General features: G+C 65.9%; 14 protein-coding genes. 3 read left to right on the forward strand and 11 right to left on the reverse strand.

From position 1 onward, the window contains the following. Positions 1-239: 239 nt before the first annotated feature. Complete coding sequence (locus BN1119_RS10760) at positions 240-2,747, reverse strand: penicillin acylase family protein (protein ID WP_041997720.1); 2,508 nt, start codon at positions 2,745-2,747, stop codon at positions 240-242. Positions 2,748-2,935: 188 nt separating this feature from the next. On the opposite strand from BN1119_RS10760, the gene BN1119_RS10765 reads away from it, so the two are divergent. Continuing rightward, positions 2,936-4,048 (forward strand): helix-turn-helix domain-containing protein, encoded by a 1,113-nt coding sequence (locus tag BN1119_RS10765; RefSeq protein ID WP_041997721.1) that lies wholly within the window; start codon positions 2,936-2,938, stop codon positions 4,046-4,048. An 84-nt stretch (positions 4,049-4,132) separates the two neighbouring features. On the opposite strand, the gene BN1119_RS10770 is transcribed toward BN1119_RS10765, so the two are convergent. From BN1119_RS10770 to BN1119_RS10790, 5 genes are all read right to left on the reverse strand, one after another. Further along, entirely contained in the window at positions 4,133-4,351 is a 219-nt protein-coding gene (locus BN1119_RS10770) for an HP1242/YdcH family protein (RefSeq protein ID WP_041997722.1), read from the reverse strand. A 269-nt stretch (positions 4,352-4,620) separates the two neighbouring features. Continuing rightward, positions 4,621-5,211: a hypothetical protein gene (locus BN1119_RS10775; protein WP_041997723.1), complete on the reverse strand. Its 591-nt coding sequence runs from the start codon at positions 5,209-5,211 to the stop codon at positions 4,621-4,623. 11 nt (positions 5,212-5,222) lie between these two features. Next, entirely contained in the window at positions 5,223-6,569 is a 1,347-nt protein-coding gene (locus BN1119_RS10780; protein ID WP_041997724.1) for an MATE family efflux transporter, read from the reverse strand. Between the two features lie 79 nt (positions 6,570-6,648). Continuing rightward, positions 6,649-8,418 carry a SulP family inorganic anion transporter gene (locus BN1119_RS10785; RefSeq protein WP_041997764.1) on the reverse strand — a complete coding sequence of 590 codons (1,770 nt, stop codon included), beginning with the start codon at positions 8,416-8,418 and terminating at the stop codon, positions 6,649-6,651. 163 nt (positions 8,419-8,581) lie between these two features. Then, on the reverse strand, positions 8,582-8,839 hold the full coding sequence (locus tag BN1119_RS10790) for a GNAT family N-acetyltransferase (protein WP_041997725.1): 258 nt from the start codon (positions 8,837-8,839) through the stop codon (positions 8,582-8,584). 176 nt (positions 8,840-9,015) lie between these two features. On the opposite strand from BN1119_RS10790, the gene cysM reads away from it, so the two are divergent. Next, positions 9,016-9,906, forward strand: a complete 891-nt coding sequence (gene cysM, locus BN1119_RS10795; protein ID WP_041997726.1) for a cysteine synthase CysM — start codon at positions 9,016-9,018, stop codon at positions 9,904-9,906. A gap of 24 nt (positions 9,907-9,930) precedes the next feature. On the opposite strand, the gene BN1119_RS10800 is transcribed toward cysM, so the two are convergent. Genes BN1119_RS10800 through BN1119_RS10815 form a run of 4 tightly spaced genes read right to left on the reverse strand, consistent with a single transcriptional unit; the run spans position 9,931 to position 13,663 of the window. Next, the gene (locus BN1119_RS10800) at positions 9,931-11,115 is read right to left on the reverse strand and encodes an iron-containing alcohol dehydrogenase (RefSeq protein ID WP_041997727.1); all 1,185 of its coding nucleotides are present in this window, start codon (positions 11,113-11,115) and stop codon (positions 9,931-9,933) included. A 16-nt stretch (positions 11,116-11,131) separates the two neighbouring features. Further along, positions 11,132-11,650 (reverse strand): SCP2 sterol-binding domain-containing protein, encoded by a 519-nt coding sequence (locus tag BN1119_RS10805; protein WP_041997728.1) that lies wholly within the window; start codon positions 11,648-11,650, stop codon positions 11,132-11,134. Then, complete coding sequence (locus tag BN1119_RS10810) at positions 11,640-12,230, reverse strand: TetR/AcrR family transcriptional regulator (RefSeq protein WP_041997729.1); 591 nt, start codon at positions 12,228-12,230, stop codon at positions 11,640-11,642. The genes BN1119_RS10805 and BN1119_RS10810 overlap by 11 nt, the downstream gene beginning before the upstream one ends. Before the next feature lie 8 nt (positions 12,231-12,238). After that, positions 12,239-13,663 carry a coniferyl aldehyde dehydrogenase gene (locus BN1119_RS10815; protein WP_041997730.1) on the reverse strand — a complete coding sequence of 475 codons (1,425 nt, stop codon included), beginning with the start codon at positions 13,661-13,663 and terminating at the stop codon, positions 12,239-12,241. A gap of 212 nt (positions 13,664-13,875) precedes the next feature. Between BN1119_RS10815 and BN1119_RS10820 the strand changes: the two genes are divergently transcribed. Then, a complete protein-coding gene (locus tag BN1119_RS10820) occupies positions 13,876-14,169 on the forward strand; it encodes a hypothetical protein (protein WP_041997731.1) in 294 nt (97 codons plus the stop codon). 57 nt (positions 14,170-14,226) lie between these two features. Here BN1119_RS10820 and BN1119_RS10825 read toward each other — a convergent pair. Beyond that, positions 14,227-14,581, reverse strand: a 355-nt coding sequence (locus BN1119_RS10825) for a C40 family peptidase (RefSeq protein WP_244463725.1), incomplete at its 5' end; no start/stop codon positions are given.

Here is a 14,581-nt window from a genome sequence, read left to right on the forward strand (position 1 = left end):
GTGCTGTGGCGTTTCCTGTGAAGAGGGGAAGATAACGATTCCTGCCGCGGGCGGCAATGTCTGCCTGCCCCCCATGATGGGGGGAATGCCTGCCCTCTTCACGATGGGGGGAACAGAAAGGGTCAGCCCGAAGCCGTGGTGGGGACAGCGCCGATCCCGTCACAAAGGCACCCAGCGACCAGATGACAACGCGGGCCTCTCGGCCCGCGTCTTCATGATGCCAATCCCTGCCGCCGGGGTCAGGGCCGGGCCACGCGCGGCACCTTGAGGTGCAGGGTACGCTCCCGATGGGCCGCTATCTCCTCGTCGGTGAAACGCATCGGCTGCCACTGCTGGCGGGCGAACAGCTCGGTCTGATCGGTGAAGTGGGGACTCTCTGTGTCGTGGGACTGGCCATAGCTCAGGAAGCGCTCCGCCCTGGGGCCGTTGGCATCGAACTGCAGGGCCAGCACGAAGCTGGAGCCGTAGTTGGCGCGATAGCGCAGGTCGGGCTTGCCATCCCCGTCATCATCCAGGCTGCGCAGCATGGTACCTGGCACGGCCCTGCCGGTCACGATATTGGCGAGATCCGAGGTGCTGCGCGAGGGCAGGTTGGTCTGCACCATGTTGAACAGCCCCTCGAACGAGTTGCCCCCCGGCAGCGAAATGGGGGTCAGCCCGGCCGCCTTTTGCACGAACTGCAGCGTGCCGAGTTCGGCATCCGGCGCGATACCGGCCGCCTGCAAGCGCTGCTGGGCCTGGGCCAGTGCCAGCAGGGCCGGGTCTTGATCCGGTGCGCCGCGCCAGGGCGCCAGCCCGTTCGGGGTAGTGGCGCCATGAGCCGGGTTGAAGGGGATGGCGAACAGTTCATCCTTGATGTCTCTGTGGCCGCTTGTGCGAAACGCCGTTAGCCACTCGCGCATCAGGTGGGCCCCCCGGCTCTCCAGTTGATACTCGCCATCCCAGTTGGCGAGCGCGTTGCAGCTCGGGGTCAAGTCCAGCGGGCCGCCGGTCAGCTGGATCAGCGGATGGGCCTCGCAGCGTGCCAGCAGGGGCTCTCTGAGCTCGCGGGCAAACAGGGAGCCGTTGTGGGTCAGTACCTGCTGCAATGTCTGCAGGGTGAAGCGGCGATCGGCCCCGGTCAGCCCCATGGCATCGGGGGTGCTGATGAGCTGGGCGTTGTAGCGGGTACGGGGGCTGCGCACCGTCTGCTCCGGGCCGTAGAGGATGGAGTAGCCCTCCAGCGGCGAGGCCAGGTTGGTGAGCCAGTGGCTGCTGTTGGCGTTGTAGACATAGTCGCTGCGGGTCTGGCGGGGGGCCTGGCTCAGGGGGACCAGGCCCGGGGTGCGGGTCTCGCCGCTGTCCATCCACTCGAAATCGGGGTCATTGCCCGGCAGCAGCACGCTGCCCTCGCCATCTTGCCAGATGGGGGCCAGCTGCGGGGTCTGGGAGGCGGCCCGCCACCAGGCCTCGGCCCTGGCGCCGAGGCGGGGCACCTGGGTGGCATCCACGTAGCTGGCCTGGCCACTCTTGTCGACGAGCAGGGTATTGACCCAGGGCACCCCCTGATGTGCGGCCAGGGCATCGAAGAAGGCCGGGGTGCTCTGGGCCTTGGCCATGGCCAGCCACTGCTCCAGCATCCGGTAGTTGCCGGCGTTGGCATCGCGCAGGCTGATGGCGCTGTTGCGGGTCCAGCCCAGGGTCGGCGAGAGGGAGGCGAGGTTGACCAGGGGGCCGAAGTGGCTGCCATAGAGGGTCTGGACATGGGGCTGCAGGCTGCCGTCGGCCTGGCGTACCTGCACGGTAATCTGCTTCTGGCTCATCTCCCGCCACTGGTCGCCGTAGCGGTAACGCAAGGGGTTGTCAGGATCCAGCGTGAGCTGATAGAGGGTGAAGCGCTTGGACTGGGAGACGGTATGGGTCCAGCCCAGCCGCTCGTTGAAGCCGATCAGGATGGCGGGAAAGCCCATCATGGTGGCGCCGGTCACGTTGAGCTCGCCCGGGATCTGCAGATGCTGTTCAAAAAACCTGAGCTCCCCATCCCAGGGGAAGTGGGGGTTGCCGAGCAGCAGGCTGTTGGCGTTGCTGCTGCGATCCGTCCCCAGCGCCCAGCCGTTGCTGCCGATCCCCTCCGAGGTGAGCAGCGAGACGGGATCCAGCTCGGGGGCGGGCAGGGCGGCGCGGGCCAGCGTCCCGTCTGTGGGGGGCTGGGCACTGGCCATGGCGCTGATGAAGCTGCGGCCGCTGGCAAGCTGGGCAAGATCCAGGTGATAGGCCAACAGCTGGACCGGGGTGATGGGTTCGACCCACTCGGCTTCGCGGCAGGGGGAGGGGTAGTCCGCCGGGCTGGTCCGCCCGGCGAGGGAGTGGTTGAAGCCCGCCACATAGCCTTCGATGAGATCGCGAGCCTCCGGCGTCAGCTTGTCATAGAGGCTGGCGGCCTGGCCGGGCAGATCCAGGGAACGATATCCCAGATCGGAGAGCAGGTTGCGCTGCTGTTCACCCGCACCCAGCCAACGGGATTTGTCGCCTTGCAGCTTCATGATCTGCTCGCTCAGGGTGCAGAGGTTCTCCTCGCCGTGGGCATAACCTACCCCGAAGCCCAGGCTGACGTAGTCGGCCGCCTTGATGTGGGGAACCCCCTGCTCCGTGTAGGTGAGGGTGACGTCGTAGTGGCTGGCGGGATCCGGCTCGCTGTCATTTTCCTGACATCCCGCCAGCGCCAGGCTGCCGAACAGGGCAAGGTAAAGGGGAAGAGGTGTTCGCATCTTGGTTCCTTCTGTGAGGGTGATTTGTTATGGTTTTGTTGCCGTCTGGCCGGTGCAGACGATATTCAATCCCAGCGAACATCTGGGGTCGCCCGACTGGATGGAGTCGGTCATGGAACTAAAAGTGCAATAAAAACAAGGATGAAAAGGTGTGTCTCGATGGAGCCGTACCCGCAGGAGGAAGTGGTATGCAGTGGGAAGATGTGGCCGCCGTGCTCAGCCTGGGCCTGGCCGGCATGCTGGTGTTGGCGACCATCGGCTGGCTGCGACGCTCGCGCCAGGACGGGGCAGCCGGTTATCTGCTGGCCCTGCTCGCCCTGAGCGGCTTGCAGGCGCTGGAGTATCTCTATCATCAGCAGCAGTGGTTTCTGGCCTGGCCCCACTTGCTCAAGCTGGCGGATCCCCTGGTGGTGATGCTGCCCTTTTGTCTCTACGGCTACATCCGGGCATTGCAGGGGGAGAAGGTGCTCGGCAGCTGGCGCGCGGCCCTGGTGCACGGCTTGCCCCTGCTGCTGGTGGCCGCCCTGGCCATGCCTTACTGGCTGTTGCCGGGGGATGAGAAGGTGCGCTGGATCCTGCTTGGCAAGCAGGGGGAGGCGCTCTGGCCCGGCGTGACCCTCTATGGCAACCGCTATCTCGCCTGTATCGCCCTGCTTGGGCTGGTCTACTGGTGGCAACAACACAGAACCGGCCTTGAAAGCCGCAAACCGGCGCTGCGAACCTGGGTCACCCGGTTGCAGGGCCTGCAACTGCTGGTTGCCCTGCTGCTGCTGGGGCGTATCGCCCTGAGCGGGTTTGGCTGGTCCCTCTCCGCCGTCTATCTGCAGGCCCCCGTCACCGCCTATCTGTTGCTGCTGGTGCTGGCTCACGCCCGGTTGCCGCAGCAGGGGCGCAGGGGGGAGGCGTCTGGGCAAGCCGCCGACAGGGGAGTAGAGCCGATGCGGGATGATTCGCTGCAACCGCTGTTCGACGAGCTGGAGCGCGCCCTGGCGCAGGGCGCCTTCCGGGATCCCGCCCTCTCCCTTGGCAAGCTGGCACAGCTGTGCGGCCTCAGTACCCATCAGGCCTCCAGTGCCATCAATGGGTGTTCGGGGGGAAATTTCTATGACTGGCTCAATCGCCATCGGGTGGAGGAGGCCAAGCGCCTGCTGCAAGAGAGCGACGAGACGGTGGCCAGCGTTTGCTATCAGGCGGGATTCAACAGCAAGTCCACCTTCAATACCGCCTTTCGTCGCCATACCGGCCAGACGCCGAGCGAGTTTCGGCGCAGGCCGGGAGTGGCCTGCGCCGCGCCGTCATGAGCAGGTAATGAAAAGCCCGGCTTTGAGCCGGGCTGGGGGATAAATTGCTTATCCGTGCGTTAACGCAGTCAATGTTCTGGGCAATCAATGAGGCTGATGTTGTTTGAGGATGTCGTATATCTCCTCTTTGAGTTTAAGTTTCTGTTTTTTCAGATCTCTCAACTCAGGACTGAAGTCGCTGGCATGATGCTTTTCCAGTTTTCTGATGGTCCCGTCCAGCTCGTTGTGTAAGGCAAACTTCTCGTGGAAATGGTCATCACTGCTCTTCAGTTGCGAGATGAGGTCTCTGTACTCTGGGAACATGTAATGTCGCCTCCTTGTTGCGCTTGGGTGTGCCGACACCTCTCAAGCTACACCCTGGGACGCGGGAGAGATGTGATCGGGATCCCACTTATCGCCCCCGCTCGCCACGTCGTCATGAAGCCGTCATAAGTGGCTGAATTGGCGTGCTCTTTATTTCGTGGCGCGGGGCGTTTGGTGCTAAATGCGACTGGCGTCACAAATCGGGGGCGGGGGAGCGAAAAGCAGAAGGGGCCCGAAGGCCCCTTCCCATGGCAGGCGTGCCGCCCGGCTCACTTCTTCTTCGTGACCTTCTCGGGCAGAGGCTTGCCGCCTCTGGCGATCACCTTGCCCACCTCGAAGCCAATCTGGGCAGCCAGCTCCTCCAGATCCCCCGCCTTGGCCTCGTTGCCGATGGCATAGCGGTAGTTGGTGATGGAGAGCTTCTCGGCTACCGGAGTACCCGGGACGATGGGCTCACGCCAACCCTGACCCACATGAGCCACAAGCGTGCCATCCATGATGAGCTCGCCGACGATCTCCTGGGTGGGGATCCCCTTGCCGTAGGTCAGCCCCTGGGGGTGCTTCTTGCCGACCAGGGGCTCGGTGCTTGCGGGCATCAGCCTGGTGCGGATCAGCCACTTGGGATCCTGGGTCTTGCCCAGGGCCTTGCCGGTCTGGTACTCGTTGATCTTGATGGTCTTGATCATCTGGGCCATGAATTGCTTGGTCAGGGCCTTCTGCGCCTCGCTGGTCTCGTCGATGACGATGGGGGCCACATACCAGGTCTGGGGGGCTTGTGCCTTGGGGGCCGCCGGGGCGGTTTGTGCCTGTGCCAGGGGGCTGAGCAGGATGGCCGCCAGCAAGAGTCCGATTTTCTTCATTGTGATTCCGCTTATGTTTCGACAAGAATTTTGTGTTGCCAGCGACGACTGCGCCAGCGCCAGAACATGGCCAGGCCGCGGACCCACTCGTCGCAGGCCAGCGCCAGCCAGATGCCGACCAGTCCATAGCCTTGCATGATACCAAGGTAATAGGAAAGGGGAACGGCGATGCCCCACATGGACAGAAGCGCCATGTAGAGCGGGAAACGGGCATCCCCGGTGGCGCGCAGGGCGTTGATGACCACCAGATTGAAGGTGCGGCCGGGCTCGAGGATCAGGCTGATGAGAAACAGCTGGGCCACCATGTCGATGATGTCGCCATCCGTGGTGAACAGGCTGATGATCGACCGGCCGTTGATGGCCACGGCCACCGCGATCAGGGCGGTGACGATGAGGCCGAGTTTCAGGCTGCGCAGCAGCTGGGCATAGGCCTGATCGAAACGGCGCGCCCCGGCCAGGTGGCCGATGATGATCTCGTTGCCAAGGCCGATGGAGAGGCCGAACAGCAGGATGAACAGGCAGATCTGGAAGAAGTAGCTCTGGGTCGCCAGCGCCTTGTCGCCGAGCAGACCGACAAACGCCGTCACCACCATGAATTGCAGCATCCAGGAGAGGTTCTCCCCCGCCGCCGGCAGGCCGATGTGCAGCACCTTGCCCAGCATCGGCTTGCTGGGACGGACTATCTCGGGCAGGCGCAGCCGGATGCCGGTCTTGCGCGCCACCAGCCCCACCAGCAGCACCACGCCGACGACCCGGCCCGCCACCGTGCTGATGGCGACCCCGGCCACCCCGAGCTGGGGCAGGCCGAACCAGCCGTAGAGCAGCAGCAGGTTGCCGGCGAAGGTGATGAGGTTGACGATGAGGGTCACGTACATGGCCTGACGGGTGTGGCCGTGGGCGCGCAGGGTGGCGGCCAGGCAGAGGGCCGCCGCCTCCGGCAGCAGGCAGAGCCCGATGATCTGCAGGTAGAGCCTGGCGTCCCCCATCAGGTGGTCGGGCAGGTTCATCAGCGCCAGCATGGTGCCGGCCCCGGCCATGACCCCGACGGCGGCCACCAGCCCCACCAGCAGGTTGAAGCCGATGGCGGTGTGAATGACCACGCGGGCCTTCTCCCTATCGCCAGCCCCCAGGTACTGGGTGATCACCACGCTGGTGCCTATGCTGACGAAGCTGAACAAGGTGATGGCCAGATCGAACACCTGATTGCCCACCGCCAGCGCCGCCACCCCCTGATAGGAGACGTGTCCCACCATAAAGGTGTTGAGGGCCCCGGTCAGAAAGTGCAGGGCCAGATCGATAAACAGCGGCCAGGTCAGGGAGAAGAGGGAACCTGGCCCCGCTTGGGCTTGAGTGTGCATGAGTGACATGTCCAGCAACGACAGAGGGAGGCGGCCCTGGGGTCGCCGCAGGAGTGGCATTTAACACCAAGCGCCCCCTTCACGCAATTGCGCCGCTGGCCTCCTGTTCGCTCTCGCCTGGCGCCATGGCTTGCGGCTCGGGCGCCTCGTCCTTGAACAGGGGCTCCCGGTAGCAGCGGGTCATGCGCAGGGCCTGGTACATGTCGGGGCAGAGGATGATGCCCTCGTCGCCCACCCGGATCCCCGCCTGGCGGAACCAGTGGCTGAGCTGGCCGTGGCGACCCGCCATCACCATGTGGATGCCTCGTCGGCGCAGCTCCCGGTGCAGCTCGCCCACCATGCTCATCACGCTGATGTCCTGATGGGTGAAGCAGGCGACCGCGTCCACCACCAGGCACTTGGGACTGTGGGGATCTTGCACCAGCAGCGCCAATACCCGCCGCTTGAAATAGGGCGCGTTGAAGTAGGTGAGCGGCGAGTTGAAGCGATAGACCAGGATCCCCGGGATCGCCTTGGCCTGCTCGTTGTCCCCCAGGGTGCGCACCACCCCGTCCCCGTCCATGCCGAGCAATTGATCGGTGGGGCGCATCACGTTGCGCAGGAACTGGAACAGGCCCAGCAAGACGGCGAGGGTGATGCCGGGGATCACCCCCATGGCCAGCACGCTGATGAAGGTGACGAGGGCGAGCCAGAAGGCGGCGCGATCCGAGTCTTTCAACCCCCACAGTCCCTTGAGGTCGAGCAGGGAGAAGGAGGCCATCACCAGCACCACCCCGAGGGCGGCGGTGGGGATGAACTGCAGCGGCGCCGTCAGGTAGAAGGCGATGAAGCCGATGATGACGGCGGCGATGATGGAGACCAGCTGGCTCTTGCCGCCATTGGCATCGTTGACCGCGGTGCGCGAATCGGCGCCGCTGATGGCGAACCCCTGGGAGACGGCCGAGGCCAGGTTGGCCATGCCCAGAGCCCGGAACTCGTTGTCGGCATCGATCTCGTAGCCATTCTTGGCGGCGAAGCTGCGGGCGGTGAGCATCATGGAGACGAAGCTCACCATGGCCAGGTTCAAAGCGGGCAGCACCAGTTCGCGCAGCAGCCCGGGGGGAAATTCCGGCACCTGGAAGGCGGGCAGGCCGGAGCCGATGGCTCCCAGGGTTGCTATCTCGAACCGGTCCAGGCCAAAGATCCAGACCAGGGCGGCGGTGAGCACCATGGCCACCATGGAGGAGGGCCAACCCGGCCGGTAGCGTCGGCTCAGCAGCAGGACCAGCAGGGTGAACAGGCTCATGGCCAGGGTGGGCAGATGGGTCTGGGCCAGGTAGTTGCTGCCGCTGAGCACCCGCTCGATGAGGTAACGCTCGTCGAAGGTGAAGCCGAGGATCTTGGAGAGCTGACCCACCATGATGGTGATGGCCACCCCGTTGAGCAGCCCCATCAGGATGGGGCGGGAGAGGAAATCGGCAAACACCCCCAGCTTGAAGCGGCTGGCAATGAGGCACCAGAAACCGGTCATGGCGGTCATGGTCATCACCAGCTGCCAGTGGCGCGTGGCATCCCCCGCGGCGAGCGGCGTCACCACGGCGGCGATGACGGCGCAGGTGGCGGCGTCCGGGCCGACGATGAGCTGGCGCGAGGTGCCAAACAGGGCATAGACCATCATGGGCAGTATGCAGGAGTAGAGACCGACGATGGCGCCGACCCCGGTCAGCTCGGCGTAGGCGATGGCGACCGGCAGGGCGACCGCGGCCACCGACAGCCCGGCCCGCACATCGGGCATCAGCCAGGCTCGCTGATAGTGCAACAGGGCCGCCAAACCGGGCAGCCAGCGCTCGAGGGAGAAGAAGTCGCGCATCATGAAACTCGTATTATGAAAGCCACTTTATATCAGTCACTTTAGTTAAGTTATTGTGCCATAGCGGCTTTTTATCGTTTTTCCGAGGATGTGGCAGGGCTGGATGGCCGAGTCTGGGATGCGCAGCCGCGGCCCGTGCGCCAATCTGGCCTCGCGTGCGGGGTCAACCGGCATGGCGGCGCAACCAGGTCTCTATGTAGCTGCAACTCGGGATGATTGTCAGACCCCGGGCCTGGGTCCAGTCGAAGAAGGCCCGGGCCAGCTTGTCCGCCAGCCCCTGGCCGCGCAGCTCTCCGGGGACGAAGGTGCTGTAGGCATCGACCTGATGCTGATCGAGTACCCGGTAGCGCAGGCGCGCCTCGTGGCCGTCCACCACACAGAGGAAAGCCTGCTGCTGGGGATCATGAATGATGTCTGTCATGGCAACTCCTGTTCGCAAAATGGGCCGTCGGGTCCTGTGTCCCTTTGCCTGTGGTCATGGCTCGCTTACACTGGCCATCCCGTGACGGGACAGGGCCGAGGGCCGTGCCTTGGCCTCCCGCCATGATGCCACGTTAGCCGCGCCAACTCATCCGCGCATTTGCACAGGAAGCCAAGATGGCCTTTGCCACCCTAGACGATCTGATAGGCAACACCCCGCTGGTACGCCTCAAGCGCCTCAATCCCAACCCCGCCGTGACCCTGCTGGTCAAGCTGGAGGGCAACAACCCGGCAGGTTCGGTCAAAGACAGACCGGCCCTGAACCTCATCAGGCATGCAGAGGCGAGCGGTCACCTCGCTCCCGGGGCCCGTCTCATCGAGGCCACCTCGGGCAATACCGGCATCGCGCTGGCCATGGTGGCGGCCAGCCGGGGATACCGGATGCGCCTCATCATGCCGAGCAACATGAGCCAGGAGCGACGCGTCGCCATGCAGGCCTATGGGGCCGAGCTGGTACTGGTCGACGATGGCATGGAGGGGGCCCGAGACCTTGCCCTGGCCATGCAGGCGCGGGGGGAGGGGCTGGTGCTGGATCAGTTCAACAATCCCGCCAACCCGGATGCCCACTATCAGAGCACGGGCCCCGAGATCTGGCGCCAGAGCGAGGGGGCGGTCACTCACTTCGTCTCGGCCATGGGCACCACGGGCACCATCATGGGGGTCTCCCGCTACCTCAAGGAGCAGAACCCGGCGGTGCAGGTGATTGGCCTGCAACCGGCCGAGGGGAGCCAGATCCCCGGCATTCGCCGCTGGCCCGCCGCCTACCTGCCCGCCATCTTCGAACCCGCGCGGGTCGATCGGGTGCTGGATGTGACCCAGGAGGAGGCGCTCAGCACCATGCGCCGTCTGGCCCGGGAGGAGGGGATCTGCTGCGGCGTGAGCTCGGGGGGCGCGGTGGCCGGTGCCTTGCGTATAGCGGCCGAGCTGGAGCGGGGAGTGGTGGTGGCCATCATCTGCGATCGCGGGGATCGCTACCTCTCCACCGGGGTCTTCGACCCGGCTTCCTGACGCCCGGGCGGGTCCTGCGGCCTGCTATTCCCACACCCGCTCCAGCAGTGCCAACAGCTGCGCCCTGTCTGCATCCTTGCGGTTGTAGAGCAGGGCGCCGTCGTTGATGGCGAGATCCCGGATCCCGGGCAGCAGCGCCTTGTCGCTGAGGCCCGCCTCCCGCAGGGTGCGGGGCAGCTTGACCGTCTGCCACAGGGTATCGCGCAGTGCCTGCAACGCCTCGATGGCGGCCTGGGGTCGCCCCTCGGCCGGGGTCGCGGCAAAGCGCTCCGGCCCCACCAGGGGCAGCAGCAGACGGGCCAGCTCGGGGTCGATGCCGGGCCGGTTGTAGTCGAGCACTGCGGGCAGGAAGAGGTTCATACACAGGCCGTGGGGCAGGTGGCTGCGGGCCCCCAGGCTGTGGCCCAGGGCGTGCACCAGCCCCACCATGGAGTTGGAAAACGCCATGCCCGCCAGGGTGGAGCCCTCCGCCAGTTGCAGCCGCAGGCGCTTGTCCTCGGGGGCCAGCAGCACCCTGGGCAGGGCATCGGCGATCTTCTCCACCGCCATCAGGGCCAGGGCGTCGCTGACCGGGTTCTTGCCGTTGCCGATGAAGGCCTCGATGGCGTGGGTCATGGCATCCATGGCGGTGGCGGCGGTGATGGGCAGCGGCAGCCCCAGGGTGAGGCGGGGATCCAGCACCGCCAGCCGGGGCAGCAGGAAGGGGGAGGTGAAGGGCACCTTGCGCCCGCTCCCTTCGTCCTTGATCACCGCCACCAGGGTCACTTCGGAGCCGGTCCCCGCCGTGGTGGGCACCACCGCCAGGGGGTTGAGGGGACGGGTCAGGCAATCCGCCCCGGCATAGTCGAGCAGCCGCTCGCCCCCCAGGGTCGCCAGTATGTTCACCGCCTTGGCGGTGTCGATGACGGAGCCGCCGCCAAGGGCCAGCAGGCTGTCACAGCCCAGCGCCCGGTAGTGGCGGGCGATCCGCTCCACCACGGCGGTGGAGGAGTCGGCCGGGATCTCGTCCCAGATGGCGGCGACCGGCAAGGCCCCCTCGGCCATCACATCGGCCAGCAGGGTGGCGAGCCCGCTGCCGCTGACCCCCTTGTCGGTGAGCAGCAGCGGGCGGCTAGCCCCCAATCCCCTCAAGGCATCCGGCAACTGCTCCAGTGCCTGCTCCCCCGCCATCAGCTTGACCGGGCAGAAAAAATCGTAATAACGGCTCATCGCGTTCTCCTCGTGTTCAACCGGTCAGCAGACCCAGATAGATGTGGCAGGCCCGCGCGAGCTTGCGATGCGGGTCGGGGTAGTGGCGAAGCAGGGGCCGCGCGATGAAGGCGGGCAGGATCAGCGCTTGCAGCTGCTCCAGCGCCCGCACCAGGTGCATGGCCGCGTCGAGATCCCCCTCCACCAGCAGCCGGTTTTCGCAAAAGGCCTGGTTGATGCCGAGGCGAAAACTGAGGGCGCGAAAGGCGACGGCGGGGTGCTTGAAGCGCACCCGCAGCGAATGGGAAGCGGCATCCCCCGGGTGCGGCTCGGGGGCCGCGCCAGTGCGCCAGCGTCCAGCCGTCTTGTGCAGCGTCAGCCCGCCCGCCAGGCCATTCACCGCCAGCCTGATGGTGAGGCCGTCCGGCAGGGGGGCCAGCTCGCGGCGCACCGCCTCGTCGACCCGGGCGGCGCGGCACAGGGTGCGGCCGATGATCCAGAGCAGGCTGCCAATCCAGAGGCGCCTGCCGGTGGCAAGCAGGGGGTCAGGGCGCATGGGGACCTCCGCTGATGGCGGACCAGAACAGGGCGAAGGCGCTCTCCTGCCAGTGGGGGTCTTCCCCAAGATCGGGCTGATCGACAAAGAGGGAGGCGCAGGCCAGGAACTGGCCCTGGCACACCTCCAGCATCAGGGCCGGCGGGGCCGACATCAGCTCGCCGCTGGCTTGGCCCCGGGCGAGCAGGCTTGGCAGAAAAGGCAAGGTCTCCGCCAGGATCTGGCTGCGCAGGGGGCGGGCCAGCAGGGGGGAGTGGAAAAAGCCCAGCACGAACCTGAGCTCCCGGGGGTGGGCCTGCATCCAGCCCATCGCCTGGTGCCAGTAGTGGCGGGCCTGCACCTCAAGGGGGATCGCGGGGTCCGCCTCGCTGATGGCGGCCCCCAGGCGCGCCTTGATCTCCTGATAGAGGCTCTGGATCAGCAGCTCCTTGCTGGGAAAGTGGTGAAACAGGGTGCCATTGGCCACCCCGGCCGCCTTGGCGATGCGGGCGGTGGCGGCGCCTTGCAGGCCATCCTCGGCGCACAGGGCCAGGGCGGCATCCAGGATCTGGCGGCGTTTGTCGGTCATGGTCTCTCGCATCTCGCCTCCTAGCGCAGAAACAGGGCCATCATCAGCCGCTGGTACCAGCGTCGATAGGGGGGGTGAATGAGGGCGCCTGTGCTGAAGCGCCCGCGGCGCAGCACGGTTTTCGCCTTGGAGAAGGCGAGAAAGCCCTCGCGGCCGTGATAGTGGCCCATGCCGGAGGGACCGATGCCGCCGAAGGGGGCATCGTCCGCCGCCACCTGGAACAGGCTCTCGTTGATGGCCATGCCCCCGGCGTGGGTCTCCCGGATGAGGCGGCGCTGCAGGGGCTCATCCAGGCTCATCAGATAGAACGCCAGAGGGCGCGGCCGGGCCGCCACATAGGCCAGGGCTTCTTCTATGTCGTCATAGGGCACCAGGGGCAGCAGGGGGCCGAAGATCTCCTGCTGCATCAGCTGGCAGTGGCCGGGCACCTCGGTCAGCAGGTGGGGCACCAGCTTGCGGGTGGCGTCATTTCGGGCGGGCGTGCCGCAGGGGTGGATCTGGGCGCCGGCCTCTCTGGCCTCGTCGAGCCAGGCGGTGAGCCGTTGGTACTGGGGGGCGTTGATGATGGCGCCATAATCCGGGCTCTCGAGCCCTTTGGGGTAGAGGCGGCGAAAATGGGCCTGATAGGCCTCGATAAAGGCCTGCTCCTGCCCCTTCGGCAGCAGCACATAGTCGGGGGCCACGCAGATCTGGCCGGCGTTGAGGCTCTTGGCGAAGATCATCCGCTCCACCGCCAGGGCCAGGGGCATGTCGGGGGCGATGAGACAGGGGCTCTTGCCGCCGAGCTCCAGGGTCAGCGGCGTGAGCTGGGGGGCGGCGGCGGCCATCACCAGCCGACCCACAGCGGTGGAGCCGGTGAACACCAGGTGATCGAAGGGAAGGGCGCTGAAGGCGGCCGCGAGCTCGGCGTCCCCCTCAACGACCACCACCTCGTCACCGCCGAGGGCCTCATCGAGCAGGGTGCGCAGCACGGCGTTGGTGTGGGGGGTGAACTCGGAGAGCTTGATCATGGCGCGATTGCCGGCGGCGAGGGCGCCGATGAGGGGGCCGAGGCTCAGCATCACCGGGAAGTTCCAGGGCACCATGATGCCGACCACGCCGAGGGGCTGGTAGTGCACCTCGACCCTGGCGGGGGCCAGCAGCAGGCCGGGATGACGGCGCTCCGGTTTCATCCAGCCCTTGAGCCGCTTCAGGGTGTAGTTGATCTGCATGACGCAGGGCAGTATATCGGCAATCAGGCTGTCGTAGTCGCTGCGCTGGCCATAGTCCCGGGCCAGGGCATCGCACAGGGCCTGCTTGTGGCCGAGCAGGGCGCCCTTGAGTTGGGTGAGGCCGCTGCGGCGCTGTGCCAGGCTTGGCATGGGGTGTGCCTGGCAAGCCTGCCTGAGGCGGATCAGCTGATCGGGCAGGGAGAACTTGTCCGCTGGGGGGAAGGTGGTATCCATGATGGGCTCCGCACAAAAAACAACCGACTGATTAGTCGGTCCAAATCTAGCGACTCGTTATCAGCTTGTAAACAAGGCGCTGGCTCAGGGAGGCTTGAGGGGAGAGGTGTTGCCTGGAACTGTGCTCGGGCTCCCATTTCTGGGGCATCCGGATTGGTTTTGTATCCAATAAGGGGTAATTGTGACCCATCGACTCGGAGGGAGAACCGCATATGACCAGGGAATTGCACAGCCTGCTGGCCCGGCTGGATGACGTCATCGCACGCATGCCGGACAGCTTCACCACCTATGAGTTTGCCCAGAAGCTGGCACTGCAGCATCAGCGGGAGTATTTCGCCGCGGGCCACTCCCTGGCGGGCCAGGAGCAGAACCTGCTGCGCCTGCTCCACGAGAAGATAGCCCTGGCGCTGGCGAGCCATGACGGCGTCATCGAAGGGGCCTTGCTGCCCTGCGTGACCCCCTGGGGGGAGCGCGCCACCTCCCCCCGCTGGCACCGCAAGCACTGAGGTGTGGATGACGAAAAGGCCCCGCGGGGCCTTTTCGTTTTGATGTGACGGGTTCTGCTACTGGATCAGCCTGCGGGCCTGCCAGTAGCGGCTGTTCCAGTAGACGTTGTCGAGCCGCGAGCGGATCACCCCCTTGCTGGTGGAGGCGTGGATGAACTCCCCAGCCCCGGTGTAGACCCCGACGTGGTACTGCTGCCAGCCGGTCTTGAAGAACACCAGATCCCCGTGGCGCAGCTCGCTGCGCGCCACCGAGGTGCCCAGACTGGCCTGGGATTGCGTGGTGCGGGGCAGGTCAAAGCCCAGTACCTGGCTGTAGGCGAGCTGGGTGAAGGCGGAGCAGTCGAGGCCGGCCCGGCTGCTGCCGCCCATGCGATAGGGCACACCGCGCCATTGCTGGAAGAAGCCGTCGAAC

The organism is Aeromonas bivalvium, assembly GCF_000819765.1.
Lineage (GTDB): Bacteria > Pseudomonadota > Gammaproteobacteria > Enterobacterales > Aeromonadaceae > Aeromonas > Aeromonas bivalvium.

Bases quoted from the DNA above. Each gene is read 5' to 3' on its own strand.
- BN1119_RS10760 (WP_041997720.1), bottom strand. From the start codon at position 2,747: ATGCGAACACCTCTTCCCCTTTACCTTGCCCTGTTCGGCAGCCTGGCG.
- BN1119_RS10765 (WP_041997721.1), top strand. From the start codon at position 2,936: ATGCAGTGGGAAGATGTGGCCGCCGTGCTCAGCCTGGGCCTGGCCGGC.
- BN1119_RS10770 (WP_041997722.1), bottom strand. From the start codon at position 4,351: ATGTTCCCAGAGTACAGAGACCTCATCTCGCAACTGAAGAGCAGTGAT.
- BN1119_RS10775 (WP_041997723.1), bottom strand. From the start codon at position 5,211: ATGAAGAAAATCGGACTCTTGCTGGCGGCCATCCTGCTCAGCCCCCTG.
- BN1119_RS10780 (WP_041997724.1), bottom strand. From the start codon at position 6,569: ATGCACACTCAAGCCCAAGCGGGGCCAGGTTCCCTCTTCTCCCTGACC.
- BN1119_RS10785 (WP_041997764.1), bottom strand. From the start codon at position 8,418: ATGCGCGACTTCTTCTCCCTCGAGCGCTGGCTGCCCGGTTTGGCGGCC.
- BN1119_RS10790 (WP_041997725.1), bottom strand. From the start codon at position 8,839: ATGACAGACATCATTCATGATCCCCAGCAGCAGGCTTTCCTCTGTGTG.
- cysM (WP_041997726.1), top strand. From the start codon at position 9,016: ATGGCCTTTGCCACCCTAGACGATCTGATAGGCAACACCCCGCTGGTA.
- BN1119_RS10800 (WP_041997727.1), bottom strand. From the start codon at position 11,115: ATGAGCCGTTATTACGATTTTTTCTGCCCGGTCAAGCTGATGGCGGGG.
- BN1119_RS10805 (WP_041997728.1), bottom strand. From the start codon at position 11,650: ATGCGCCCTGACCCCCTGCTTGCCACCGGCAGGCGCCTCTGGATTGGC.
- BN1119_RS10810 (WP_041997729.1), bottom strand. From the start codon at position 12,230: ATGCGAGAGACCATGACCGACAAACGCCGCCAGATCCTGGATGCCGCC.
- BN1119_RS10815 (WP_041997730.1), bottom strand. From the start codon at position 13,663: ATGGATACCACCTTCCCCCCAGCGGACAAGTTCTCCCTGCCCGATCAG.
- BN1119_RS10820 (WP_041997731.1), top strand. From the start codon at position 13,876: ATGACCAGGGAATTGCACAGCCTGCTGGCCCGGCTGGATGACGTCATC.